At 70.4% G+C, this 23,902-nt stretch carries 24 protein-coding genes and 1 tRNA gene; 16 read left to right on the top strand and 9 right to left on the bottom strand.

Annotated elements, in window-relative coordinates:
* Positions 1-187: 187 nt before the first annotated feature.
* Entirely contained in the window at positions 188-469 is a 282-nt protein-coding gene (locus ACN9M0_RS16530; protein WP_366036933.1) for a hypothetical protein, read from the top strand.
* Between the two features lie 73 nt (positions 470-542).
* Here ACN9M0_RS16530 and ACN9M0_RS16525 read toward each other — a convergent pair whose 3' ends face one another.
* On the bottom strand, positions 543-1,652 hold the full coding sequence (locus tag ACN9M0_RS16525; RefSeq protein WP_366036932.1) for a serine/threonine-protein kinase: 1,110 nt from the start codon (positions 1,650-1,652) through the stop codon (positions 543-545).
* A gap of 211 nt (positions 1,653-1,863) precedes the next feature.
* Between ACN9M0_RS16525 and ACN9M0_RS16520 the strand changes: the two genes are divergently transcribed.
* Complete coding sequence (locus tag ACN9M0_RS16520; protein WP_366036931.1) at positions 1,864-2,742, top strand: glycosyltransferase family 2 protein; 879 nt, start codon at positions 1,864-1,866, stop codon at positions 2,740-2,742.
* On the opposite strand, the gene ACN9M0_RS16515 is transcribed toward ACN9M0_RS16520, so the two are convergent.
* Positions 2,739-3,224, bottom strand: a complete 486-nt coding sequence (locus tag ACN9M0_RS16515) for a carboxymuconolactone decarboxylase family protein (protein WP_426403826.1) — start codon at positions 3,222-3,224, stop codon at positions 2,739-2,741. The genes ACN9M0_RS16520 and ACN9M0_RS16515 overlap by 4 nt on opposite strands.
* A 296-nt stretch (positions 3,225-3,520) precedes the next feature.
* Here ACN9M0_RS16515 and ACN9M0_RS16510 point away from each other — a divergent pair, with 296 nt between their 5' ends.
* The 6 genes from ACN9M0_RS16510 to ACN9M0_RS16485 all read left to right on the top strand — a co-directional run bounded on the left by ACN9M0_RS16510 (position 3,521) and on the right by ACN9M0_RS16485 (position 10,350).
* On the top strand, positions 3,521-4,180 hold the full coding sequence (locus ACN9M0_RS16510; protein WP_426403825.1) for a Crp/Fnr family transcriptional regulator: 660 nt from the start codon (positions 3,521-3,523) through the stop codon (positions 4,178-4,180).
* Positions 4,181-4,312: 132 nt separating this feature from the next.
* The gene (locus ACN9M0_RS16505; RefSeq protein WP_426403824.1) at positions 4,313-5,083 is read left to right on the top strand and encodes a hypothetical protein; all 771 of its coding nucleotides are present in this window, start codon (positions 4,313-4,315) and stop codon (positions 5,081-5,083) included.
* Positions 5,076-7,349: a hypothetical protein gene (locus ACN9M0_RS16500; RefSeq protein ID WP_426403823.1), complete on the top strand. Its 2,274-nt coding sequence runs from the start codon at positions 5,076-5,078 to the stop codon at positions 7,347-7,349. The genes ACN9M0_RS16505 and ACN9M0_RS16500 overlap by 8 nt, the downstream gene beginning before the upstream one ends.
* Entirely contained in the window at positions 7,346-8,416 is a 1,071-nt protein-coding gene (locus ACN9M0_RS16495; protein WP_426403822.1) for a hypothetical protein, read from the top strand. The genes ACN9M0_RS16500 and ACN9M0_RS16495 overlap by 4 nt, the downstream gene beginning before the upstream one ends.
* A complete protein-coding gene (locus tag ACN9M0_RS16490) occupies positions 8,409-9,725 on the top strand; it encodes a DUF4407 domain-containing protein (RefSeq protein ID WP_426403821.1) in 1,317 nt (438 codons plus the stop codon). The genes ACN9M0_RS16495 and ACN9M0_RS16490 overlap by 8 nt, the downstream gene beginning before the upstream one ends.
* 85 nt (positions 9,726-9,810) lie before the next feature.
* Complete coding sequence (locus tag ACN9M0_RS16485; protein ID WP_426403820.1) at positions 9,811-10,350, top strand: Pycsar system effector family protein; 540 nt, start codon at positions 9,811-9,813, stop codon at positions 10,348-10,350.
* Positions 10,351-10,432: 82 nt separating this feature from the next.
* On the opposite strand, the gene ACN9M0_RS16480 is transcribed toward ACN9M0_RS16485, so the two are convergent.
* The 3 genes from ACN9M0_RS16480 to ACN9M0_RS16470 all read right to left on the bottom strand — a co-directional run bounded on the left by ACN9M0_RS16480 (position 10,433) and on the right by ACN9M0_RS16470 (position 12,238).
* Positions 10,433-10,506 (bottom strand) — tRNA-Pro (locus tag ACN9M0_RS16480).
* Positions 10,507-10,544: 38 nt separating this feature from the next.
* Complete coding sequence (locus tag ACN9M0_RS16475) at positions 10,545-11,282, bottom strand: Pr6Pr family membrane protein (protein ID WP_399699345.1); 738 nt, start codon at positions 11,280-11,282, stop codon at positions 10,545-10,547.
* A 17-nt stretch (positions 11,283-11,299) separates the two neighbouring features.
* Positions 11,300-12,238, bottom strand: coding sequence for a metallophosphoesterase (locus ACN9M0_RS16470; RefSeq protein ID WP_426403819.1), 939 nt, complete (start codon positions 12,236-12,238; stop codon positions 11,300-11,302).
* Between the two features lie 74 nt (positions 12,239-12,312).
* On the opposite strand from ACN9M0_RS16470, the gene ACN9M0_RS16465 reads away from it, so the two are divergent.
* Positions 12,313-12,777 carry a GatB/YqeY domain-containing protein gene (locus tag ACN9M0_RS16465; RefSeq protein ID WP_366036927.1) on the top strand — a complete coding sequence of 155 codons (465 nt, stop codon included), beginning with the start codon at positions 12,313-12,315 and terminating at the stop codon, positions 12,775-12,777.
* Between the two features lie 75 nt (positions 12,778-12,852).
* Here the strand turns inward: ACN9M0_RS16465 and ACN9M0_RS16460 are convergent, their stop codons facing one another.
* On the bottom strand, positions 12,853-15,087 hold the full coding sequence (locus ACN9M0_RS16460; RefSeq protein WP_366036926.1) for a transglycosylase domain-containing protein: 2,235 nt from the start codon (positions 15,085-15,087) through the stop codon (positions 12,853-12,855).
* Positions 15,088-15,503: 416 nt separating this feature from the next.
* Here ACN9M0_RS16460 and ACN9M0_RS16455 point away from each other — a divergent pair, with 416 nt between their 5' ends.
* Positions 15,504-15,848, top strand: a complete 345-nt coding sequence (locus ACN9M0_RS16455) for a WhiB family transcriptional regulator (RefSeq protein WP_015034550.1) — start codon at positions 15,504-15,506, stop codon at positions 15,846-15,848.
* Positions 15,849-15,908: 60 nt separating this feature from the next.
* Here ACN9M0_RS16455 and ACN9M0_RS16450 read toward each other — a convergent pair whose 3' ends face one another.
* Both ACN9M0_RS16450 and ACN9M0_RS16445 read right to left on the bottom strand, forming a co-directional pair.
* The gene (locus ACN9M0_RS16450) at positions 15,909-17,330 is read right to left on the bottom strand and encodes an ArsA family ATPase (protein ID WP_399699348.1); all 1,422 of its coding nucleotides are present in this window, start codon (positions 17,328-17,330) and stop codon (positions 15,909-15,911) included.
* Positions 17,327-18,289 (bottom strand): ArsA family ATPase, encoded by a 963-nt coding sequence (locus ACN9M0_RS16445; protein WP_366036925.1) that lies wholly within the window; start codon positions 18,287-18,289, stop codon positions 17,327-17,329. The genes ACN9M0_RS16450 and ACN9M0_RS16445 overlap by 4 nt, the downstream gene beginning before the upstream one ends.
* Positions 18,290-18,412: 123 nt before the next feature.
* Here ACN9M0_RS16445 and ACN9M0_RS16440 point away from each other — a divergent pair, with 123 nt between their 5' ends.
* From ACN9M0_RS16440 to ACN9M0_RS16420, 5 genes are all read left to right on the top strand, one after another.
* The gene (locus tag ACN9M0_RS16440; protein WP_015034547.1) at positions 18,413-18,571 is read left to right on the top strand and encodes a DUF4177 domain-containing protein; all 159 of its coding nucleotides are present in this window, start codon (positions 18,413-18,415) and stop codon (positions 18,569-18,571) included.
* The gene (locus ACN9M0_RS16435; protein WP_041129922.1) at positions 18,568-19,038 is read left to right on the top strand and encodes a RidA family protein; all 471 of its coding nucleotides are present in this window, start codon (positions 18,568-18,570) and stop codon (positions 19,036-19,038) included. Before ACN9M0_RS16440 ends, ACN9M0_RS16435 begins: the two co-directional genes overlap by 4 nt.
* Before the next feature lie 188 nt (positions 19,039-19,226).
* Positions 19,227-20,114, top strand: a complete 888-nt coding sequence (locus ACN9M0_RS16430) for an NUDIX hydrolase (RefSeq protein ID WP_366036924.1) — start codon at positions 19,227-19,229, stop codon at positions 20,112-20,114.
* Positions 20,111-20,941 (top strand): MBL fold metallo-hydrolase, encoded by an 831-nt coding sequence (locus ACN9M0_RS16425; protein WP_426403818.1) that lies wholly within the window; start codon positions 20,111-20,113, stop codon positions 20,939-20,941. The genes ACN9M0_RS16430 and ACN9M0_RS16425 overlap by 4 nt, the downstream gene beginning before the upstream one ends.
* Positions 20,942-21,137: 196 nt before the next feature.
* On the top strand, positions 21,138-22,022 hold the full coding sequence (locus ACN9M0_RS16420) for a prohibitin family protein (protein WP_426403817.1): 885 nt from the start codon (positions 21,138-21,140) through the stop codon (positions 22,020-22,022).
* A 103-nt stretch (positions 22,023-22,125) separates the two neighbouring features.
* Here the strand turns inward: ACN9M0_RS16420 and ACN9M0_RS16415 are convergent, their stop codons facing one another.
* On the bottom strand, positions 22,126-22,800 hold the full coding sequence (locus ACN9M0_RS16415) for a Crp/Fnr family transcriptional regulator (protein WP_015034542.1): 675 nt from the start codon (positions 22,798-22,800) through the stop codon (positions 22,126-22,128).
* Between the two features lie 230 nt (positions 22,801-23,030).
* Here ACN9M0_RS16415 and nth point away from each other — a divergent pair, with 230 nt between their 5' ends.
* Positions 23,031-23,879 (top strand): endonuclease III, encoded by an 849-nt coding sequence (nth, locus tag ACN9M0_RS16410; protein WP_366036988.1) that lies wholly within the window; start codon positions 23,031-23,033, stop codon positions 23,877-23,879.
* Positions 23,880-23,902: the final 23 nt, after the last annotated feature.

The following is a 23,902-nucleotide window of genomic DNA, read 5'->3' as shown; positions in this document are numbered from 1 at the left end:
GTACCGGTCCATCTGAACACCGGGGTACTACGGCCGCACTCCGGAGTGGCGGGGGCCCTGACCGCACAGGCCCTGCGGTGGCGCAGGACCGCACCGGCCCTGCGGTGGCACCGGACCGTGCCTACTCTGGAGGTACGCGTCCCGCTCCGGCGGCACGCGCCCCATTCCGGCGGTACGGAGGTGGCCCATGAGGGCACGCCACCACTTCCACATCGACTACCTCGGGCACTCGGTCTCCGCGACCGTCCAGACCGGTCACACCCCGGTCCTCGAGGTTCTCGTCGACGGCAAGGAGACCGGCTACGCCACGACCCGCGACGACCGGCCGGTCGCCGTCACGACCGAGCTGCCGACCGACCCGCCGACGCCGGTGACCGTACGAGCGACCCCGGGGCCCGGCGTACCGCGCTGCCTGCTCCTCCCGACGCCGGACGGGGAGCCGCACGTGATGGCGCCGAGGCTGTACTGAACGACTGCCCTGCTCTACTGAACGGCCGCCCTGCTGTACCGGACGGCCGCCCTGCTCCACGGGACGGCTGCCCTCAGGAGAGCCAGGCCATCCCGATGATCAGGAAGACCACGAAGGCGATGGCCCCGGCCACCGCGGCCGTCTTGCGCGGACGGCGCCGCGAGAGCTCCGCGAGACCGCCGGTGCTCGCCGGGCTCTGGCGCCGCCGGGCGGCGGGCGCGGACCGGGTCGCCGGCGGCCGGTTCATCGGCGGCGGGGTCGGCGCGGGCGTGTGCACGGGTGCGGGCATCGGCAGAGGCGCGGGCCCGGTCGGCTGATGCGGTGCGGCGGCCCGGTGGGGCGCCTGGGGCCGGACCGGGGCGGCCCCGGGGTAGGAGCGCCAGGCGCCGGAGGAGAACCAGTCCGAGATCGCCTGCGCCGGGGGCCGCTGCTCCGGCTGCTTGGCGAGCAGGCTCAGCAGGTACTTCTCGAACTCGGCCGGCAGCGCCGCCCCGAGCCGGCTCGGGGGCACCGGCGCCTTGTCGATGTGCTGGTACAGCAGGGCCGTCGCCGTGTCCGCGCGGAACGGAGGTCTCCCGGTGAGGAGTTGGTAGAGCACGCAGCCCAGCGAGTACACGTCGGAGGCGGGCGACGCGGGCTGCCCGAGGGCCCGCTCGGGCGCCAGGTAGAGCCCCGTGCCCACGATCTGACCCGTCGTCGTGAGCGCGGCCGAGGGGTCGTCGACGAACCGGGCGATGCCGAAGTCGGCCAGCTTCACCGTGCCCTCGGCGTCGACGAGCAGGTTCCCCGGCTTGATGTCCCGGTGCACCACGCCCTGCCGGTGCGCGGCCGCGAGCCCGGCGGCGGCGTGCGCGGCGACCACCGCGACCCGTTCGGCGGGCAGGACCAGCGGATCGGAGGGGTTCCCCTGGAGGCTGTCGCCCTCCACCAACTCCATGACCAGGAACAGCTTTCCGTCCCACATGCCGAAGTCGAAGACGCCCACCACGTGCGGGTGGCTCAGCCGCGCGGCGGTCTGCGCCTCCAGGCGGAAACGGTCGGCGGCGGAGGGGTCGGTCCCCTGCGCCAGCATCAGCTTCACGGCCACGGCCCGGCCCAGGACCTCGTCGGTGGCCTGCCACACCTCGCCCATGCCGCCCCGGCCGATACACACATGAAGCCGATATCGGTCCGCGACCAGCACCTGGAGACCACCCTTTCGACGATCGATCAACCTGACGGAAGAGAACCAGCGTAGAGCCGCCCGCCCCGGCCTCTCGCCGCGCTCCCCCCTCCGCGCCCCCGTCCGGTGCACGACACCCGTGGTCCGGGTGAACGGAGGGTGTCCCCCGGCGGTTAGCATCGCGGCCCGGAGCGACTTCCGGTGAACGGTGAACAGGGAACGGAGTGGGGCCGTGGCGCGACCTCGTATCGGTGTGGCGGTACTGACGATGGGCTCGCGCCCCACAGAGCTGCGGGCACTGCTCGACGCCGTGGCGGGGCAGGACGAGCCCGCCGCCCGGATCGTGGTCGTCGGCAACGGCACCGGTTCGCTCCCGGCTCTCCCCGAGGGCGTGCACGGGGTCGAACTCCCCGAGAACCGGGGCGTCTCGGGCGGGCGGAACGTCGCGATCGAGACGCTGCGCGCGTTCGGCGACGTCGACATCGTGGTGGACCTCGACGACGACGGCCTCCTCGTCGACAGGGACGTCTTCCGCCGCCTCGCCGACCTGTACGAAGCGGACCCGGCCCTCGGCATCGTCTCGTTCCGCATCGCCGACGAGACCGGCGAGACCCAGCGCCGGCACGTCCCCCGCCTCGGGGCGAAGGACCCGCTGCGCGGCGGCGAGGTGACCACCTTCCTCGGCGGCGGCCACGGCCTGTCGATGCCGATGCTCGACCGGATCGGCGGCTGGCCGGAGGACTTCTTCTTCACCCACGAGGAGACCGACCTCGCCTGGCGGGCCCTCGACGCGGGCTGGAAGGTCCTGTACGCGCCGGAACTCCTGCTCCAGCACCCCAAGACCAGCCCGGCCCGGCACGCCGTCTACTACCGGATGACCGCCCGCAACCGCGTCTGGCTGGCCAAGCGCAACCTGCCGGCCCTCCTGGTCCCCGTCTACCTCGGCGTGTGGACCCTCCTGACCCTGGCCCGCACCCGCTCCCTGCCCGGCCTCAAGGCCTGGTTCGGCGGCTTCGCGGAGGGCGTCCGCCGCTCCTGCGGCCCCCGCACCCCGATGCGCTGGACCACGGTCCTCCACATGACCCGCCTGGGCCGCCCACCGGTGATCTAGGTCCACTGCTCGGACGGCTTGACGCCCGGCAGCGGCTTGCCGATCAGGGCGAGCGGGACGAAGAAGTTGACCTGTCCGATGGCCAGGGCGAGGGTCGTGAGCGCCTTCTCGTCGTAGAGGGCGGCGGCTTTCGCGTACAGCTCGGCGGAGACCCGCTCGGCCCCGGGCGCGGCGGGCTGGAGCACGGCCTTCACGAGTGCCAGGGCGGCGGTCTCCTCCTCGGTGAAGTACGGGGCGTCCTGCCCCGAGGCGACGGCGGTGATCCGCTCCTCGGAGACCCCGTCCTTGCGGAGGCTCTCCGTGTGCATGACGGTCAGGTACGTGTTCCCGACGATCTGTCCGGCGCGCAGCTGGAGTAGATCGATCGTGGTCTTCGGCATCGACCCGTTTCCCGTTGCCTTGTACAGCGCCCCGGCGACGGCCCCGAGCTCGGGTACGAGGCGGACGGGGTTGGGCAGGCGGGAGGTGTTGGTGGCCTTCATGATGGTGTCCCTTCGGGCTGATCTTCGCGGTCTGTCGTGGTCTTTCACGGCACTGACGGAGCCCGAGAGGCATGTGTGAGGGCTGCGCTGAAAGAATTGCGGGCAGGCCCATTCGGTCAATCTCGTCCGTGAGGCGAGAGAACAGGCCACATGCAGTCAGGTCGGTGTGCCGGCCCATGCCTCGACGGCAGCATGGTCAGGCACTTGGACAGCGGGGCGCCCCGCGGACAAAGCCGTCGGGGGTGCTGGTGAATCATGCGTGGCCGCCGTCCACTTTTCTCGGCCGATTGCGGCACGTGGCACGCGAGGAGCTGCTGGGGCAAGGAACCCCGATCACCTACCCACCCCATCGCGCGCTGCTGCAACAGGGGGACGAGAGCCGGCACGTCCTGTTGATCACGAGTGGAGTCGTCAAGGTCGTCGCCAGTGCGGAGAGCGGATACGACATGCTGCTCGCCGTACGCATAGCGGGTGACCTGGTCGGTGAGATGGCGGCCTTCGAGGAGCGCCCCCGGTCGGGAACGGTGGTCGCCTGCAGTGACGTGACCGCTCGGATCATTCAAGTGCGCGCGCTTGAGACCTTCCTCGCCCGGCATCCGGATGCCATGCGGGCCATCCTCCACATGCTGTGCGCCCGGCTGCGGTGGGCCAACCGGCGCCGGATCGACTTCCAGGCCTACGACTCGATGACCCGGCTGGCCCGAGTCCTGGCCGAGCTGAGCCAGGCCTACGCGCAACCCGTGGCGGACGTCGACGGGCGGCGGTGCGACCTCGGGGTGACGCTCACCCAGAAGGAACTCGCGTCGCTGGCCGGCCTCGCTCTCAACACGGCCGAAAAGAGTCTGGCGGCTCTGGCAGCCAGAGGCCTGGTCGAACGCAGTTACCGCAGCATAACCATCTGCGACATTCCGAAACTGCTGGAATTCGCCAAAGTAGCCGCTGACAATCCGTACTGATACGGAATCACTTCGCGTTCCCTCTTCTAGCCTCTCGAGCAGCACGTCGTGGGCAATGTGCCCACGCCCTGCCCAGAGAGGAATGGTCCAGTGGTTGAGTGGTCCGGGTTCCATCCCTGCACCTGCATAGCCGTGGACGCACAGGCCTACGGGCGCGAGACCGACCGCAGGCAGTCCGAGATCCAGCACGACCTGCCGCGGCTCCTCGAGCGGGCGGCCAGAGGCGCCGGTCTGGACCGCGCCCAGTGGCAGATCCAGCGCAAGGGCGACGAGCAGCTTGCCGTGCGCCGACTGGACGGCACCGAGCCGCGTCTGGTCGACGACTACGTCCGCCATCTCGCGGCCGAGCTGCGTCACTACAACGCCCAGCGTGTGCCCGAGGCCCGAATGAGGCTGCGGGCCGTCATTCACCAAGGTCTGGTGGAACTGGCCGAGAACGGCTTCGCCGGTTCGGCCGTAGTCGCCACGGCCCGGCTGCTGAACGCACACCAGCTGTACGGGGCGCTGGCCGCACACCCCGGTGCGGATCTGGCGCTCCTGCTGTCCGACGATGTCTTCCGGTCCGTCGTCGCAGGTGGGCACACGACGCTGGCAACCGATGACTTCACCCGCGTCACCGTCCAGGTCAAGGAGTACGAGGCAACGGCCTGGCTGCGCGTGCCAGGAGCCGGTGCGGCGCCCGCTGCCGCACCCGAGCACGACGTCGAGGAGACACGGAAGCCCGCAACCGGCGGGGTGGCCAGGGAGAAGGTGGCCCGCCGCGAATCGGCGGCGGAGAGCGAAGCCGGTGGTGCGACGGGCATCAGCCACGAGTACCGATCCGACAACGTCAACGTCAACCACATGTACGGCTCTGTGGACGCCCGGGGCGCCGTCTTCGGCTTCGGGAGCGCCAGTGGCTGACGCCCCGGATCCCGACGACGGACTCGACGTACCCCCTGTCCCCTCTCCTGACGAGGACGTCGCACCATCCGTGCGGGACGACGCGAGCGGGCAGTCGGAAGCCGGCGAGGACGCACGTGAACCTCACTCCGAGCGGGACGGAGGCCATGAGCGGCGTCGAGAACGGGATGCCAGCGAGGAGGACGACCGGGGATACGACGATCTGCGTCGCGTCCACCAGCTCGTCAACAACAACTTCTACGGTGTAGTCGATGCGACCGGAGCCGCCTTCGGCTTCGGCACCACCGGTGCCCACAGGCTTGCCCCCGGCACGATATCGCCGGAGCAGACGGACCGGGCCCTGCGGTTCTACGTCCCGCCCCAGCCCTGCTTCGACGATGCGTATGCCGCACTGCGCGACGAAGCTCTCGTGGTCCTGACCGGACAGGACAACTCCGGTCGGGGTGCGGGCTCCCTCGCCCTGCTCAGGAAGATCCTGGGCGGCGGCGCCAGACTACTCAGCCTTTCGCCCGCCGACGCCCTCGCGACGCTCGCCGCTTCGAAGGATCTCAAGCCGGGGCAGGGGTACGTCATCCTCGACTATGTCGGGGAGACGCAGCTCGATGCCGTGCAGGCGTACGAGATCGGAAGGCTGCGAGAGGAACTCCTGCGCAAGGGGTCGTTCCTGGTGATCACCGCGGGCCCCTCGGCCGACCGGCGGTTGGCATTGCGGGACCACTGTGTGCCGTGGCTGACCCCGGACCCCTTGGCGCTGTTCGACCACTGCAGGAGGCAGCTCCCGAGCGTCGACATCGAAACCGAGGTCGAGAAGGAACTACGGGAGCGGATCGCCGAACAGCGGCGGCCGAAGGACGTCGTCGACGCAGCCGAAGTCTTCGCCCGGGTAGGCCCGAAAGCGGCGCTGGACTCCCTGCGATACGGGCACCGGGAGCGGGTCCGGGGGTTGTTCCGTCCGGCGCCGTCCGCGGCGGAACTCCTCCCGCTCGCGGCCCTGGCATTCCTGGAGGGCGTTCCGGAGAGAACGTTCGAGAAGGAGTACGCGGCCCTCACCGTTCACGTGCGCGACTGGGAGCAGAGCGGCGAGACGTCGGTCGTGGAACCGGACGGCTCTCCCGGAGGGGCGCTGGGCGGCACGGTCGCCCAGCAGTCCCGCTTCCGGTGGAGAGAACGGGCCGTCGGGCTCGTGACGACCGGGTATCGGACTGCGTCCAGCGGTGACACAGCTCGCCGCGAGCGGTGCCTGCTCTTCACCGCGCCCGGCGTCCGCGAGCTCGTCATCGAGGAGCTGCACGACCTGTACGGCTACGAGCTCTGGTACCCGCTGCGTCTGTGGCTGAGTGATCTGGCGCGTCAGGGAGACCTGGACACGCGGACGGAGGTGGCCCGGGGCGTCGCGATCCTGGCGCGGCACGCGCTGGTGGAGGTCGACGAGCAGTTGCTGAAGGCGTGGTCGGACGGCCTCACCAGCGAGCGGGTCACCGCCGCCCTGGCCCTCCAGTTCATGTGCGACGAGGACCTCGCCTCGCAGGCCCTGCACATCGTTCTCGGCTGGGTGGACAGAAGCGGTCCCGGACGCGCTGTGACCGCCGCCATGGCGCTGACGGGACCTCTGGGGGCGCTCTACCGTCTGGAAGCGCTCAACCAGCTGTGGTTCCTGATGCTGCGGGGCGAGCGCATCGCGTTCTCGGCCCGCCGCGCCCTGGTTCTGCTGTTGCAGACAGTCGAGCAGGATCCGGAGCGCGTCCTGTTCATCCTCCGGTACCTGCGGACCGTGATCGTGAAGTCGGCACCCGGCTCCCGGGAACGGTCGGTAGTCCTGGGGACCGTCGTGCAGCTTCTGGAAGCCGACGGTCTGCAGACTCCGGAGCCGGTCACCGTGGTGCTGCTCCGTTCCGTCCCGGACAGCGTCCGCCACCTCGGGTCGTTGTGGGCGGACGTCCTGAACAGCAGCAACCGCAGCAGGGCGGTCCGCGCGTTGTGCCGGACGCTGGACGGGCTCAAGGACGACCCGGCCGTCACCGGAGCCGTACGCGAACTCGGCGAGGCCATGCGGAACGCCATGAACCGACGGCAATGGGCGGCGCTGTGCCACCACCTGTCCATCGCCCTGAGACATCCCGACTACGCGATCCCCGGTACCCGCCAGCTGGCGCAGGTACTGCTCGGATCATTGCGTGGCCGGGTCCCGGCGGACTCCCGGAGCCCCGGCGGCTCCCTCGTGTCCATCACCCCCTTCCCTTCCACCCGAGGAGGACGAAGCAAGTGAACTACCCGGTCATCGCCGAACACATCCTGGCCACGGTCCAGGGCACCTGGTGGTCTCGGCGCCGCCGCCGTGAAGACGTGCCTATCCTGCCGCCCGGCGCGGTCCACGTCTTCAGGGTCGGCGGAAACTACCGCGCCTATCCCGAAGGCATGGTGTTCGACCCCTCCCACCCCGACGTGCTCGACGCCTCGTCGGTGAGCCTGGTCGACACCAGGGCCCGTCTGGTCGACGTGGAACGCTCACTTCCGTCGTTGAGCGAGGCGGACAACTTCACGATGCGGGCGTCGTTCACGTGTCAGGTGAACGATCCGGCCGTCATCGCCCGGCAGGGCATCATCGATGTCACCGTCCCCCTGCTGGCCTATCTGATGGGTGACAGCGACCTGCCCCGGGTGAGCGCCGGACACCGCGTGGAGGAGGTCAACGCGGTACGCATCGAGGTCAGCCGCCGCATGGCCGCGTACAGCGCGATCGTGCCGCCGCGTGTCGCCGGCATGAGCATCGAGTTCGTGAACGCCGAGGTGCACGCGTCGGACGACCTGCGGGACTGGGAACAGAAGCTGCGTGACGAGCGGCGCTCCTGGGAACTCCAGCGAGGCCAGCGCGACTTCGAGACCCAGGACGCGCTGCGGATCGCCGAACTGCTTTCCCAGGGCTCCGACCACGTGGACGCCTTCGGCATCGCCCGGAAGGAGTTCGACGTCACCGACGTGGCCGCCCGCATTCATCGGAACACCGATGAGGAGTCGGCTCGCCGCGACAAGACCGAGACCGCCGAGCGGGTCCACGCTCACACGCTGGAGACGGCGGACGCGCAGATGCGCCGCGACATGCTGCTGACGTTGCTGAAGCAGATGGGTGGCAGCGAGTACATCGACTACCACCAGGTCCTGGAACAGGTCTTGCGGGAGACGCGCGGGCAGCCCACGCCCGCCGTCGGAGCCATGGTGGACCCGGGCCGCATGGTCGAGTCGGGGCAGACGCGCCCCGGCCACACGGCGGCAGGCGGGGACGGCTCGCACGACCCGCACGGCTTCGTCAAGGATGAGGACGATCTCATTGACTGACTTCCCGGCGAACCGTGCGGCCAAGGCCTCGAACAGGGTGGACTCCGTCGCCGCACGGCGTCTCCGTGCCCTGACCGGCATCGACGAGGAGCTTCTGGGCAGGGTTAGGTACGAGCGGAGCAAGTACACGGCCCTGGGCGGCGTAGTGCTCGGGACCTCCGTCATAGCGGGGTTCTCCATGTGGAACTTCGCCACGGAGGCGCTCGGCAGGGTCTCCGTACTGGCTCTGGTGCCGACGCTCATCTGGATGCTGTTCGTACTGAACCTCGACCGCTGGCTGGTCACACCGCAGCCGAATGCGCGGCGACGGGTGGGCCCCCTCGTCACGCGCTTGCTGATCGCGCTCATGCTCGGCGCGGTGATCGCTGAGCCTCTGGTACTGCGCATCTTCCAGACGGCCATCGAGGAACACGTCGCGGACGAACGGACGGACGTCATCGATCAGCTGCGTACGGATCTGGTCCGCTGCAATCCCGTGCCCTCCACGACGCAGGCCACCACGCCCGAGGGGTGCGGCAGGGGATACGTCCTGTCCTTCCGCGCAACGCCTGGCGAACGGGTCGAGGAAATGAGCGCCTTGCGTGCGGACGCCTCAGCCCTGCAGCAGCGGGTCGACCGGGACACCGGCGTACTGGAGGCCATCGACGCCGAGGTGCGCGACGAGTGCCGTCGGCTGATCCGCATGGCCGGCACCGGCCTGTACCAGCGGACTTCCGAGTGCCTGCGCCTGCGCGCCAAGGCTCAGGACTACCGGACCACCCATCGCACCAGCGAGAACGAGAAGCGACTCGCCGGCATGCATACCCGCATCTCCACGATCGAGGCGGAGCTGACCTCGTCCCGTGGCGCGTTCCTCCAGGCCCGGGCCGACGGCATCGAGCGACGTATAGAGGAGGAGCGTGCCAAGCAGAAGGAGATCGGGGTTCTGGAACGGATCCTGGCGCTGGACGAACTCGCGAGCGGTAACCCGGTCCTGTTCGTCGGCATCTGGCTGGTCCGCCTGCTCTTCGTGTTCCTCGACGTGCTGCCCGTGCTGGTGAAGTACCTGGCCGGTGAGACCGCGTACGACCGGATGCTCACGGGCGAGAGCAACAGCGCGGTCAAGATTCACGGCGAGGAAGTCCGGCTCGCCGAGCGACGCGCCATGGCGGATTTCGAGATCGCCCAGGACGCCATCGAACAGCAGGTCCGCCGGCAGCGAGCCGAATCGGAGGCGGCGCTCCGTGAACACACAGCGGCGATGAACATCCGTGTCCGGCAGGCGGTGAACGCGCTGGAGGACGACATCCGCCGCTCGTCGACGGTCTGACGCACCGGCCTCGCGTCGGGAAACAGCACCACGGCCGCCCCGCTCACCGGGGCGGCCACCAGACAGGACGGAAGGGATACGAGGCATGACCACATCCGGGGGCGACGCCGGTGCGGAACCGGACACCGGCACGGCAGCCGACCACGGTGCGCAGATCGCCAGGCTTCTCCTGTCCGAGGCTCGTGAGGAGGTGGTGAGGGCCGACAATAAGGCGGGCCTGATGCTGGCGTCCCTGGGCGCGGCTCTGACCGCCCTTCTCGGTGCGATCGGCAGCGGGGTCATCACCCCGCGGCACTACCCGGTCCTCCCGCAGGTCCTCCTCTGGTCGGGCTGCGCCGCCTGCGTTCCGGCACTCGTCCTGTTGGGCCTGGCCGTGGCCCCGAGACTCGGAAACCCCCGCCAGTCCCGCACGCACTATTTCGGGGACGCGAGGCTGGCGATCTCGGTCGCGCACCTGGAACGGACGGTACGCCGCACCGATCCCGTGTCCCGGGACCTGACCCAGCTGGCGGCCCTGTCCCGGATCGCCTGGACCAAATACAGGTGCATACGCCATGCACTGGTCTGGGGGACGGCCTTCCTTGTCCTCACCCTGCTGGCGGTGGTGACAGGAGCGACGGCCTAGGGCTGCGGCGCAGATCCCCCCGGAAACGCCTCGGGGGCCCGACCCGCTCTCGCGGATCAGGCCCCTGAGGGTCTTGCGGCTGTCGGGGTGGCGGGATTTGAACCCACGACCTCTTCGTCCCGAACGAAGCGCGCTGCCAAGCTGCGCTACACCCCGATGTCGCTGCTCTGTTCTTCACGTCGCGGCGACATCGATTACTTTAGCCCACGCGCGCGCTGAGACGAAATCCGGTATTCGGGGGACCGCGGCGCAGGTCGGATGTGGTCCAGGCCGACGATCGCGAGGCCGAGGACGTAGAAGGCCGCGCCGAGGACGACGGCGGTGGTGAGGACCCCCGCGTAGCCGTGGACGGTGACGTCGAGGAACGGGTACGTGTAGCGGGTGGGCGCGTCCGGGGAGATCAGCGCGCCGCGGACCAGGGCGAAGGCGAAGTAGAGGAGCGGGGCGGCGAGCCACTGGGCCGCGTGGCGCCACCGGAGGGCGCCGGGCGCCGTGAGCAGGAGGAAGTCGAGGGCCGTGCCGATCGGGGTCACGGTGTGGAGGAGCTGGTTGGAGACGGCCTTCGCGCCGGTGAGCCGGGCGATCTCGGCGGCCTGGTTGAACTCGCTCGCCTCGTTGTCGAGGACCAGGTGGAAGACGAGGCCGACCACCGCGATGCAGAGCAGCGCGCCGCCGGTCCACAGCGCGGGCAGCGGCGGGCGGCGGGTCCAGGCGCGGAGGGCGCCCCGGCCGAGGACCAGGGCGACCAGGATGTTGGACCAGACGGTGAAGAAGCTCAGGACGACGAGCACGTCCCCGTAGACGCACTCGATGATCAGTCCCGTCGCCGCGGACAGGGCGATCAGGCCCCGGAAGGCCGCCGCCCAGGGGCGGCGGCGGGCGGGGGGAATGACGGCGGAGGCCGGCACGGCCGCGGTGTGGGGCGTGATCATGCCCCCACCGTAAGTGCTCAGGCGCGGGCCGTCAGGGTGAGCAGGGTGACCTCGGGGGGGCAGGCGAAGCGGACCGGGGTGAACCGGTTGGTGCCGCAGCCCGCCGAGACGTGGAGGTAGGAGGTCCGGTCGGCGACCGTGTGCGTGGAGAGCCCCTTGACCCGGTCGGTGTCCAGGTCGCAGTTGGTGACGAGTGCCCCGTAGAAGGGGATGCAGAGCTGGCCGCCGTGCGTGTGCCCGGCGAGGATCAGCTCGTATCCGTCGGCCGTGAAGGCGTCGAGCGAGCGCAGGTACGGGGCGTGCACGACGCCCACCGTGAAGTCGGCTGACTCGTCGGGGCCGCCGGCCACCCGCTCGTAGCGGTCGCGCTTGATGTGCGGGTCGTCCAGGCCGGTGAACGCGAGCTCGGCCTGCGGCAGCTTCAGCCGGCCGCGGGTGTTGGTGAGGTTCACCCAGCCCGCCGCGTCGAAGGCGTCCCGCATCCCCTCCCAGGGGTTGTGGACGGCGCCGACGACGGGCTTGTTGCCGTTGAGCCCGTGGCGGCCCTGCACCTTCTCCATCAGGTAGCGGCCGGGGTTGCGCAGCGTGGGCCCGTAGTAGTCGTTGGAGCCGAAGACGTACACGCCCGGGAACTCCATCAGCGGCCCGAGCGCGTCGAGGACCTCCGGCACGGCCCGCGTGTCGGAGAGGTTGTCGCCGGTGTTGACGACGAAGTCCGGGCGGAGCCCCGCGAGGGACTGCAGCCAGGCCCGCTTCTTGCGCTGGCCGCTCACCATGTGGATGTCCGAGACCTGGAGGACCCGCAGGTCACGCATGCCGCGGGGGAGGACCGGGACCGTCACCCGGCGGAGCCGGAAGGAGCGGGCCTCGATGCCCGCCGCGTAGGCGATTCCGGCGGTCGCCGTCGCCGTGAGGCCTGCCGTGATCTTCAGGGGGATGCCGTACCGTGCGCGCATCGTCCCATCGTCGCAGACCCGCTGGGCCGAAATGCGCGGGCGGTACGGGTGGTGCACCTGCCACACTTGACCCCATGACCACGCTCAAGGCGAAGCTCCAGGACGACCTCAACGCCGCGATCCGGGGGCGCGACGAACTGCGCTCCTCGACCCTGCGGCTGACCATCACCGCGATCCAGAAGGAGGAGGTCGCGGGCACGACGAAGCGCGAACTCTCCGACGACGAGGTGCAGAAGGTGATCGCGAAGGAGGCGAAGAAGCGCCGCGAGGCCGCGGAAGCCTTCGCCAAGGGCGGTCGCCTCGAGTCCGCCGAGCGGGAGACGGCCGAGGGCCTCCTCCTCGACGCGTACCTGCCGAAGCAGCTCAGCGACGAGGAGCTCGACGGCATCGTCGCGGCGGCCGTCGAGGAGGCGAAGGCGGCGGGCGCCGAGGGGCCGCGTGCCATGGGCGCCGTCATGAAGATCGTGAACCCGAAGGTGGCCGGCCTGGCCGAGGGCGGCCGTGTCGCCGCCGCGGTGAAGAAGCTGCTCGCGGGCTGATCCGCGGAGTACGTACGAGGAAGGGCGCCCCACCTCAGGTGGGGCGCCCTTCCTCGTACATCGGTCGGCGGTGCGTCAGCCGCGGCCGCCGCGGCCGTTGCCGCGTCCGTCCCCGCCGCCGAGCAGGTCCGTCGGGAAGGTGAACCCGGGGCTCGGGTCCGTGCCGCCCGGCTTGTTGTCGGCCGGCTTCCGGGGCTTGTTCGGGCCCTCGTCGCCTTCCTCCTTGTCCTTGGGCTTCTCGGCCCGCGGCACGGAGACGGGGACGAAGCTCGGCGTCTGGCCTGCGTCCAGGGCGCCGGTCATCGCGATCTTCCAGATGGGGCCGGGGAGGCAGCCACCGCAGACCTTGTCGTAGTACTCGCCACCGATGGTGATGTCGTACATCGACTTCTTCTCGCCGACGTCGTCACCGACCCAGACGGCGGTGGACAGGTTCGGGGTGTAGCCGACGAACCAGGCGTCCTTGCGGTCGTTGGTCGTACCGGTCTTGCCCGCGTTGTCGCGGTCGCTGAGGCCGGCCCGCGTACCGGTGCCGTCCTCGACGACGCCCTTCAGCATCTGGTTGATGGTGTCGGCGGTGCGGTCGCTCATCGCGCGCGAGCACTTGGTCTGCGGCACGTTCAGCTTGTCGCCGTTGGCGGCCTTGATCGACTCGATGGCGACCGGGGTGCAGTAGATGCCGCGGTTGGCGAAGGTCGCGTAGACGGAGGCCATGTCGAGCGGGGTGCTCTCGATACTGCCGAGGGTGACGGACGGGCTCTGCTTGATGGGCTTGCCCAGCTCGCGCTCGTAGCCGACGTTCTTCGCCATCGTCAGCGTCTCGCACAGGCCGGCCATCTGCTCCAGCTTGGCGAAGTACGTGTTGATGGACTTGCCGAGGGCGCTCGTCATGTCGAAGACGCCCTTCTCCGTCTTCATCTCGTTGTTGACCTCCCAGTTGGCGTAGCCGGCCGGCTTGCCGTCGCAACGGGTGTAGTCGCTCTCCGGGATGTTGATCTGCGCCGGGGTGTCGAAGCTCTGCGCCGGGCTCAGGCCCTTCTCCAGGGCCGCCGCCGCCGTGATCGGCTTGAAGGTCGAGCCGACCTGGAAGCCGTACGTCGTGCCGCCCATCTTGCTGCCGACGGCGAGGTTCAGCGTCGTCTGGTGCTGCTTCTGGTCGAGACCGTACGGGCGGGACTGGCCCATCGACAGGATGCGGCCGGTCTTGGGCTGGACCTGCACCACCGAGGCGGCGACCGGGTCGTCCTTGTCGACCTTCGCGACGGCGGCCTCGTTGGCTGCGGCCTGCGCGCGCGGGTCGAGCGTGGTCCTGATGGTGAGACCACCCAGGTTCCACAGCTTCGTCCGCTCTTCGGCCGTCTTGCCGAAGACCGGGTCGCTGAGGATCGTCTTGCGGACGTAGTCGCAGAAGAAGCCGGCGCCGTCGACGGCGGTGATGCAGCCGTTCTTCGGCGTCTTGACCTTCAGCTTCAGCGGAGTGGCCTTCGCCTTGTCCGCCTCGGCCTGGCTGATGTCCTTCACGTCGGCCATCCGCTGGAGGACCACGTTGCGGCGCTTGGTGGCTTCCTGGATGTCGTTGATCGGGTCGTAGCGGCTCGGCGACTGGACGAGACCGGCCATCATCGCCGACTCGCCCAGGGACAGGTCGGCGGCGTGCTTGGAGAAGTACCGCTGGGAGGCGGCCTCGATGCCGTAGGCCTGCTGTCCGAAGAACGTGATGTTGAGGTAGTTCTCCAGGATCTTCTTCTTGCCCAGCTCCTCCTCGACCTGGATCGCGAACTTCAGCTCGCGGACCTTGCGGCCGATGGTCTGCTGGGTGGCCTGCGCGACCTTCTCGGGGTCGTCACCGGCCTCCTCGACGAAGACGTTCTTCACGTACTGCTGGGTCAGCGTGGACGCGCCCTGCGCGACCCCGCCCGACTGCGCGTTGCGGTTGATGGCACGCAGCACGCCCTTGAGGTCGATCGCCCCGTGCTCGTAGAAGCGCCCGTCCTCGATCGCGACGATCGCCTTCTGCATGTACGGGGAGATCTTGTCCAGCGGTACGACCTTCCGGTCCCGCGAGTACACCGTGGCGATCAGACCGCCCTCGGCGTCCAGGATCGTGGTGCGCTGACTCAGCGGTGGGGTCTTCAGATTGGAGGGGATCTCGTCGAACCCCTCCACCGTGCCCTTCGCGGCCAGCCCCAGTGCACCGGCCGCGGGCAGGGCGATACCCGCCAGCACGGCTCCGGCGAGCACACTGACACCGAGGAACTTGGCGGCCTGCTGGGTCCCGGTCAGACCACCGCCCGAGCGCTTCTTTGCCATGGGGGCAGCCTACGTTCTCATTCGCCGGACACACGTATATGCCTTGGCCTAAGCTGCTCCCAACTGTCACAGCAGTGTGGTCTCGCATCAAGACCCGGGTGTGACATCGGCATGAAATCCCGTGACCCCGAAGCATGGGAACCTCGTGTCCGATTCCGGCTCATGCGTCACACGGTGCCCCAAGTGGGCCCGTCGAGGAAGGGCATGTCTGAGCGATATGTCCGCTATCACACGCATGTCCTTCGATCACTCCCCTGGGTGATCTGACGCGCACGCATAGTCCGTTCGGGCCATCCAAGATTGGGCCCGAAGGGGGTGTTGCGCTCTCCCCACCTTCCGTAACGTCCCAACTGGCAGCGGTGAATATGCCGCTGCCGCCGTGGGGGAGCCTCGATTCGGGAGAGGACGGCGCCGGTATGGGCTGGGTAGCTGACTGGAGTGCGCAGGCGGCCTGCCGCACTACCGATCCGGATGAACTTTTCGTGCAGGGAGCGGCACAGAACAGGGCAAAGGCGGTGTGCACCGGATGCCCGGTGCGGACCGAGTGCCTCGCCGACGCCCTCGACAACCGCGTGGAGTTCGGCGTGTGGGGCGGGATGACGGAGCGCGAGCGCCGTGCCCTGCTGCGCCGGAGGCCGACCGTCACCTCGTGGCGCCGGCTCCTGGAGACCGCGCGGACGGAGTACGAGCGGGGAGCGGGCCTGCTGCCCGTGGCGATCGAGGACGACGCGACGTACGAGGCGTACGCCGCGGTCGGCTGACCCCGGCCCGTACGCGACGCGGGTACGAGTACGGATACGGGTACTCGTACGCGAGACGGCTCAGGCCGAGGGCATCCGCCCCGCCATGAGCCGGTCACCGATGGCCCGCAGCCCGGCGAGGTCGTGCACATCGCCGGGCAGGGCCGCCACTTCGGTCACCGCCACTTCGGGGTGGAGCGCGGTGAAGCGGTCACGCGTGCGCTGCTCACGCGCGAGCACCCGCATGCGCTCGGCATGCAGGCGCAGAAGTCCCGCGGTGAGATGACGTACGTCCACGTCAGTTTCCTGTGCCGGTTCGGCTGTGGGGGCAGCCTCGGGTACGGGGTGTGCGGCGGCGGTGGCGAGATCAGTCGGCTCGGGCTCGCGCTCGGGCTCGGTGGCCGGGGAGCCACGCAGTCCAGCCTTCCCGCCCCCCTGATCCACAATGCGCCCCTCGTCAAGATTTTCCGCGGCGGCCCGCGCCCGCTCCGCCGACAGCCGGGCGGCGCCGCTGCCGTGGACGCGGTTGAGGACGAGACCGGCCAGCGGCATCTCCTCGGCGGCCAGCCGCTCCACGAAGTACGCCGCCTCGCGCAGCGCGTCCCGCTCCGGCGTGGCGACCACGAGGAAGGCCGTGCCCGGGGCCTGGAGCAGTTTGTACGTGGCGTCCGCGCGGGTCCGGAACCCGCCGAACATCGTGTCCATCGCCGCCACGAACGTCTGCACGTCCTTGAGGAACTGACCGCCCAGCAGCTTCCCCAGGGTCCCCGTCATCATCGACATGCCGACGTTGAGGAACTTCATGCCGGCCCGGCCGCCCACCTTCGCCGGGGCCATGAGCAGCTTGATGAACTTCCCGTCGAGGAAGGACCCGAGCCGCTTCGGCGCGTCCAGGAAGTCGAGGGCGGACCGGGACGGAGGGGTGTCGACGACGATCAGGTCCCACTCGTCGCGGGCCCGGAGCTGGCCCAGCTTCTCCATCGCCATGTACTCCTGCGTACCGGCGAATCCGGCCGACAGGGACTGGTAGAAGGGGTTCTCCAGGATCGCCCGCGCCCGCTCGGGCTCCGCGTGCGCCTCGACGATCTCGTCGAAGGTCCGCTTCATGTCGAGCATCATGGCGTGCAGTTCGCCGCCGTCCGAGCCCTTGATGCCGTCGACCTTGCGGGGCGTGTTGTCGAGGGAGTCGATGCCCATGGACTGGGCGAGCCGGCGCGCCGGGTCGATGGTGAGCACCACGACCCGCCGGCCGCGCTCCGCCGCCCGCACGCCGAGGGCCGCGGCCGTGGTCGTCTTGCCGACCCCGCCCGCGCCGCAGCAGACGATGATGCGGGTGCCCCGGTCGTCGAGGAGCGGATCGAGCGCGAGAACGGGCGCCTGGTCGAGCCCGGGGGCGGTGTCGGGCCCGGGCTTCCGGTCGGGCCCGGTCGCGTGGTCGGGCCCGTCAGGGGAGGCGGTCTCGGGGGCCCCGGCCTCCGTCTCGGCCCCTGCCTTCTCCGTCACGCGCCCACCCCTTGCTTCCGCAGTTCCTTCGCCAGCCGGTAGAGCCCGGCGATGTCCGCTCCGTCCCCGAGGAAGGGGAGTTCGTACGAGGGGACGCCGACGCCGTCCAGGACCGCGCGCTGCGTCCGCTCCAGTTCCACCCGCCGCGCGTGCTCGGCCGCCTGGTCGAGGAGCGGCTCCACCAGCCGCGTGCCGCCCGTGACGCCGGCCGAGGCCAGCGTCCGGGCGATCGCGTCCCGGTGGTCGCCGGAGGCGGCCCGTACCGCCGCCTCGTCGAGGACGTGCGGGCGGACCATGTTCACCACGACCCTGCCCACCGGCAGTTCCGCGGCCCTCAGCTCCGCGACGCCGTCCGCGGTCTCCTGGACCGGCATCTCCTCCAGGAGGGTCACCAGGTGCACCGCCGTCTCGGGGGACTTGAGGACCCGCATGACGGCCTGCGCCTGGTTGTGTATCGGGCCGATCCTGGCCAGGCCCGCCACCTCGTCGTTCACGTTGAGGAAGCGGGTGATGCGGCCGGTGGGCGGCGCGTCCATGACCACGTGGTCGTAGGTGGGACGACCGTCCTTCTCGCGCCGCCGGACCGCCTCGCACGCCTTGCCGGTCAGCAGCACGTCCCGGACGCCCGGCGCTATCGTCGTCGCGAAGTCGATCGCGCCGAGCTTCTTCAGGGCCCGCCCCGCACCGCCCAGTTTGTAGAACATCTGGAGGTAGTCGAGGAGCGCGCGCTCGGCGTCGATCGCCAGCGCGTACACCTCACCGCCGCCGGGCGCGACGGCGATCTTGCGCTCCTCGTACGGAAGGGCTTCCGCCTCGAAGAGCTGTGCGATGCCCTGTCTGCCTTCGACCTCGACGAGGAGGGTCCGCTTCCCCTCCGTCGCGAGGGCGAGGGCGAGGGCGGCGGCGACCGTCGTCTTACCGGTACCGCCCTTGCCACTGACGACCTGGAGCCTGCTCACGCAGTCGAGCCTAACCACTGGCGGCCGCGCGCAATCAGGAGGCCGCCCCGGAGAAGCCACCTAGGGGGCGCTTCGGGGGCCGCCTCGGAGGGCAGCCCCGCGGCAGCGGATACAGTCGGCCCCATGACCAAGTGGGAGTACGTCACGGTGCCGCTTCTGGTGCACGCGACCAAGCAGATTCTGGACACCTGGGGCGAGGACGGCTGGGAGCTCGTCCAGGTCGTGCCCGGGCCGAACAACCCCGAGCAGCTCGTGGCCTACCTGAAGCGGGCCAAGTCGTGAGCGGGGCCGTCGAGGCGCGGATCGCCGAGCTCGGCCTGACCCTGCCCGAGGTCGTGCCGCCGCTCGCCTCCTACCAGCCGGCCGTGCAGTCCGGCGTGTACGTCTACACCTCGGGCCAGCTCCCGATGGTGGCGGGCAAGCTTCCGGTGACCGGCAAGGTCGGCGCCGAGGTCACGCCCGAGGAGGCCAAGCAGCTCGCCGCCACCTGCGCGCTCAACGCGCTCGCGGCCGTGAAGTCGGTCGCCGGTGACCTCGACCGCATCAAGCGCGTCGTGAAGGTCGTCGGCTTCGTCGCCTCCGCCGCCGACTTCACCGGCCAGCCCGCCGTCATCAACGGTGCCAGCGAGCTGCTCGGCGAGATCCTCGGCGAGAAGGGCGTGCACGCGCGCAGCGCCGTCGGCGTGGCCGTGCTGCCGCTGGACGCGCCGGTCGAGGTCGAGGTCCAGGTCGAGCTCGTCGAGGCCTGACCGCCGATCCGCACGACCCGCACGATCTGTGCGCTCTGCACGACCCGCATGACAGGCATGACCCGCATGACCCGCATGACCCGTACGACCTGTGCGCCCTGCACGACCCGTACGGCATGGAGCCGGTTTTCCACAGACCTGGGAAACCGGCTCTCGTGCATTTCGATGCTTGCGCATAGCATCCGGCCATGTCGAATGGTCAGTCGAAGCAGTCGAATGGTCAGTGGTACCCGGCGGAATGGCCCGATCGCATCCGCGCCCTCGCCGCCGGTGAACTCACCCCGGTGACGCCCCGGCGCGCCGCCACCGTCCTGCTCCTGCGGGACGGCGCCGCCGGGCCCGATGTCCACATGCTGCGCCGCCGCACCTCCATGGCCTTCGCGGGCGGTGCGTACGCCTACCCCGGCGGCGGCGTCGACCCGCGCGACGAGCAGCCGGTGCGCTGGGCGGGCCCGTCCCTGGAGACGTGGGCGGTCCGCCTGGGCCTCGACGACCCGGCACAGGCCCAGGCCGTGGTCTGCGCCGCCGTGCGCGAGACCTTCGAGGAGGCGGGCGTGCTGCTCGCCGGGGAGACCGAGGACGTCGTCGTCGGCGACACGACCGGCGAGGACTGGGAGCGGGACCGGGAGGCGCTCGTCGCCCGGGAGCTGTCCTTCGCCGACTTCCTCGACCGGCGCGGGCTCGTCCTGCGTTCGGACCTGCTCGGCGCGTGGGCCCGCTGGATCACCCCGGAGTTCGAGCAGCGCCGGTACGACACCTGGTTCTTCGTGGCCGCGCTCCCGGCCGGCCAGCGCACCCGGGACGTCTCCGGGGAGGCGGACCGCACGGTCTGGATCCGCCCGGCGGAGGCCGCGGCCGGCTACGACCGGGGCGAGCTGATGATGATGCCGCCGACGATCTCGACCCTGCGCGCCCTGGAGGCGTACGGGACGGCCGCCGAGGCGCTGGCGGCGGCGGGGGAGCAGGAGATGGCCCCCGTCCTCGCACAGGCGCGTCTGGAGGGCGACGAGCTGGTCCTGAGCTGGCCGGGGCACGAGGAGTTCACCAAGGTCATCCCCGCCGGGGGTGACCGATGAGCGACGCCGCCGCCCTGCCCGGCCAGCCGCGCGGGCTCGTGGTCTCCGGGCCCGCGACCGACCGCGCCGTGAACGTCCTGGCGCCGAACCCGTCCGCGATGACCCTCGACGGCACCAACACCTGGCTGCTCTCCGAGCCCGGCTCCGACCTTGCCGTCGTCGTCGACCCGGGGCCGCTCGACGAGGGCCATCTGCGTCATGTGATCGACACCGCCGAGAAGCTCGGCAAGCGGGTCGCGCTGACCCTGCTGACCCACGGCCACCCGGACCACGCGGAGGGCGCGGGCCGTTTCGCGGAGCTGACCGGGACGGCCGTGCGGGCCCTCGACCCGGCGCTGCGACTCGGGGACGAGGGGCTCGGGGCGGGGGACGTGGTGACGGTCGGCGGCCTGGAGCTGCGGGTCGTCCCGACGCCCGGGCACACCTCGGACTCGCTCTCCTTCCACCTGCCCGCCGACCGGGCGGTGCTGACGGGCGACACGATCCTGGGGCGCGGGACGACGATGGTCGCGCACCCGGACGGGCGGCTCGGGGAGTACCTGGACTCGCTGCGGCGGCTGCGTTCGCTGGCCGTCGACGACGGGGTGCACACGGTCCTGCCGGGGCACGGGCCGGTCCTGGACGACGCGCAGGGGGCCGTGGAGTTCTACCTCGCGCACCGGGCGAGCCGGCTCGCCCAGGTCGAGACGGCGGTCGAGGCCGGGCACCGGACGGCGGCGGAGGTCGTCGCCCATGTGTACGCGGACGTGGACCGCTCCCTGTGGCCGGCGGCCGAACTGTCCGTACGGGCGCAGCTGGAGTACCTGAGGGAGCGCGGCCTGGTCTGAGGCCTGTCAGCCGGTTCGTGGCCGGGTCCGCGACGGGAGTCTCGCCGATCAGGCCGGGCTCGCGACGCCGATCCGCAGGACGGGCCATGAGCGGCCGTCACAATCCTGTCCCGAGGAGGGCCCCTGCCATTTCGCGTTCCTGACCCGTGTTTTACGCTCCGCTTACTTCTGGCCGTAGCTTTCGGGGGGAACGCCCGTGTTCGTCATCGCCATCCTGCTGGTCATAGCCGCAGTGGTGCTCTTTTTCGTCGGCCGCGCCAACGACTCCACAGGGCTGAAGTTCGGCGCCCTCGGCGCGGTCCTGGCCAGTGTCTTCTCGCTGATCGTGAGCATGACGTACGTGATCAGCGCGTACGAGGTCGGTGTGCCGGTCGCCTTCGGCAAGGTGGGCTCGCCCATGACCTCGGGCATGCACGTGAAGTCGCCGTTCACCGACGTCACGACCTTCTCGACCCGCCCGGTCGACCTCAACCTCTCCGACAAGGACGTGGTCGAGGTGCGCTCCTCGCAGGGCGGTGTCATGTACGCGGAGGTGACGGTGAAGTGGTCCGTCGACCAGGCCAAGGCCGTCGAGCTCTACAAGCTCGCCGGCAGCGAGGACGCCATCCAGCAGCGCCTGGTCTACCCGGACAGCCGTGAGATCGTCCGCAACGTCTTCGCCCGCCACACCAGCGAGGAGGGGTACGCCTCCGACCGCGAGGGGATCAACGCCGAGATCGGCGCCCTGATCAGGGAGCGCCTGGCCCCGCGCGGCATCGACGTGACCACGGTCAACCTGCGCAACGTGAAGCCCTCGGACGCCCTCCAGGGCCAGATCGACCGCAAGATCCAGCAGCAGCAGGCCACCGAGCGGGCCACCGAGGCCTCCCGTACCGCCAAGGCCGAGGCCGACCGGCGCCGCATCGAGGCGGAGGGCATCGCCCGCGCCAACAAGATCCTCAACGAGTCGCTGACGGACAAGGTCCTGATGAACCAGTGCATCGACGCGTTCAAGGAGGCCGCGGCGAAGAACGCGATCTACACCGTGCCCTGCGGGAACGGCAGCTCCGCCCCGGTGATCGTGGACGGCTCGAAGCGCTGACCGTCCCCCGGACGCACGAGAAGGCCGCCCCGGTCGTCGGACCGGGGCGGCCTTCTCGTGCGTACGAGTGCGTACGAGCACGTACGAGTCCGTACGAGGGTGCTTACCGCGAGCGCTTCGCGAGGCGCTCCACGTCGAGCAGGATCACGGCGCGGGCCTCCAGGCGCAGCCAGCCGCGCTGGGCGAAGTCGGCGAGCGCCTTGTTGACCGTCTCGCGGGAGGCGCCGACCAGCTGGGCCAGCTCCTCCTGGGTGAGGTCGTGGACGACGTGGATGCCCTCCTCCGACTGCACGCCGAAGCGGCGCGACAGGTCGAGGAGCGCGCGGGCCACACGGCCCGGGACGTCGGAGAAGACCAGGTCGGACATCTGGTCGTTGGTCTTCCGCAGCCGGCGGGCGACGGCGCGCAGCAGTGCGGTGGCCACCTCGGGGCGGGCGTTCAGCCAGGGCTGGAGGTCGCCGTGGCCCAGGCCGAGCAGCTTGACCTCGGTCAGCGCGGTCGCCGTGGCGGTGCGCGGGCCCGGGTCGAAGAGGGACAGCTCGCCGATGAGCTCGCCGGGGCCGAGGACGGCCAGCATGTTCTCGCGGCCGTCGGGGGAGGTGCGGTGCAGCTTCACCTTGCCCTCGGTCACCACGTACAGGCGGTCGCCGGGGTCGCCCTCGTGGAAGAGCGCGTCGCCACGGGCGAGCGTCGCCTCACTCATCGAGGCGCGCAGCTCGGCAGCCTGCTCGTCATCGAGCGCCGCGAAGAGCGGGGCGCGCCGCAGAACGTCGTCCACGAGTTCTCTCCTACTGTCGACCTGCTCAAAGGACCTGGGTCCCATGATGCCGGACGCACAAAACAGTGCGATCAATCACAACAAGTTTGACGTACCGAGCCGCCCGTCCGTACGTCAGGGGCCCGATTGGGCTCCGATCGGCCACGCCCGGGGCGGATGTCGGTGGCGGCGCCTAGGCTGGCCGGGTGTCCAACTCGCCGGTGAGAGCGCAGGCCAAGGGGGCTGAAAGAGTGTCGGGCGAAGGTAATTCCGCTGTGGGCGAACACGGCGAGTCGAAACGGACGAAAGCCGCAAATCGGAAGGCGGCCAAGCCCGAATCGCGGCTCGCCATGGTCCGCCGCGCCCGGAAGATCAACCGCGAGCTCGCCGAGGTCTATCCGTACGCCCATCCGGAGCTCGACTTCCGCAACCCCTTCGAGCTGCTGGTCGCGACGGTCCTCTCGGCGCAGACCACCGACCTGCGGGTCAACCAGACCACCCCCGCCCTCTTCGCGAAGTACCCCACGCCCGAGGACCTCGCCGCGGCCGTGCCCGAGGAGGTCGAGGAGCTCATCCGGCCGACCGGATTCTTCCGCGCCAAGACCAAGTCGATCATGGGCCTCGCGGCCGCCCTCAGGGACGACTTCGACGGCGAGGTCCCCGGCCGCCTGGAGGACCTCGTCAAGCTCCCCGGCGTCGGCCGCAAGACCGCCTTCGTCGTCCTCGGCAACGCCTTCGGAGTCCCCGGCATCACCGTCGACACCCACTTCATGCGCCTCGCCCGGCGCTGGCGGTGGACCGAGTCCGACGACCCGGTGAAGATCGAGGCCGAGATCGCCACGATCTTCCCGAAGAGCGAGTGGACGATGCTCTCGCACCGGGTGATCTTCCACGGCCGCCGGATCTGCCACGCCCGCAAGCCCGCCTGCGGCGCCTGCCCGATCACCCACCTCTGCCCCTCGTACGGCGAGGGCGAGACCGACCCCGAGAAGGCGAGGAAGCTGCTCAAGTACGAGATGGGCGGCTTCCCCGGCCAGCGGCTGAACCCGCCGGCCGGCTACCCCGGCCGCCCGGCGCCCCCGCTGGGCGGCGGCGCCTGAACCCGGCCCCCGGGGCCCGGGGC

Source organism: Streptomyces sp. R-07 (genome assembly GCF_049913175.1).
GTDB lineage: Bacteria > Actinomycetota > Actinomycetes > Streptomycetales > Streptomycetaceae > Streptomyces.
Note: the sequence above shows the minus strand (reverse complement) of the source record. Positions and strands in the feature narration are given on the sequence as shown.

Bases quoted from the DNA above. Each gene is read 5' to 3' on its own strand.
- ACN9M0_RS16455 (WP_015034550.1), top strand. From the start codon at position 15,504: ATGGGCTGGGTAGCTGACTGGAGTGCGCAGGCGGCCTGCCGCACTACC.
- ACN9M0_RS16475 (WP_399699345.1), bottom strand. From the start codon at position 11,282: ATGATCACGCCCCACACCGCGGCCGTGCCGGCCTCCGCCGTCATTCCC.
- ACN9M0_RS16430 (WP_366036924.1), top strand. From the start codon at position 19,227: ATGTCGAATGGTCAGTCGAAGCAGTCGAATGGTCAGTGGTACCCGGCG.
- ACN9M0_RS16425 (WP_426403818.1), top strand. From the start codon at position 20,111: ATGAGCGACGCCGCCGCCCTGCCCGGCCAGCCGCGCGGGCTCGTGGTC.
- ACN9M0_RS16515 (WP_426403826.1), bottom strand. From the start codon at position 3,224: ATGAAGGCCACCAACACCTCCCGCCTGCCCAACCCCGTCCGCCTCGTA.
- ACN9M0_RS16485 (WP_426403820.1), top strand. From the start codon at position 9,811: ATGACCACATCCGGGGGCGACGCCGGTGCGGAACCGGACACCGGCACG.
- ACN9M0_RS16440 (WP_015034547.1), top strand. From the start codon at position 18,413: ATGACCAAGTGGGAGTACGTCACGGTGCCGCTTCTGGTGCACGCGACC.
- ACN9M0_RS16530 (WP_366036933.1), top strand. From the start codon at position 188: ATGAGGGCACGCCACCACTTCCACATCGACTACCTCGGGCACTCGGTC.
- ACN9M0_RS16465 (WP_366036927.1), top strand. From the start codon at position 12,313: ATGACCACGCTCAAGGCGAAGCTCCAGGACGACCTCAACGCCGCGATC.
- ACN9M0_RS16460 (WP_366036926.1), bottom strand. From the start codon at position 15,087: ATGGCAAAGAAGCGCTCGGGCGGTGGTCTGACCGGGACCCAGCAGGCC.
- ACN9M0_RS16470 (WP_426403819.1), bottom strand. From the start codon at position 12,238: ATGCGCGCACGGTACGGCATCCCCCTGAAGATCACGGCAGGCCTCACG.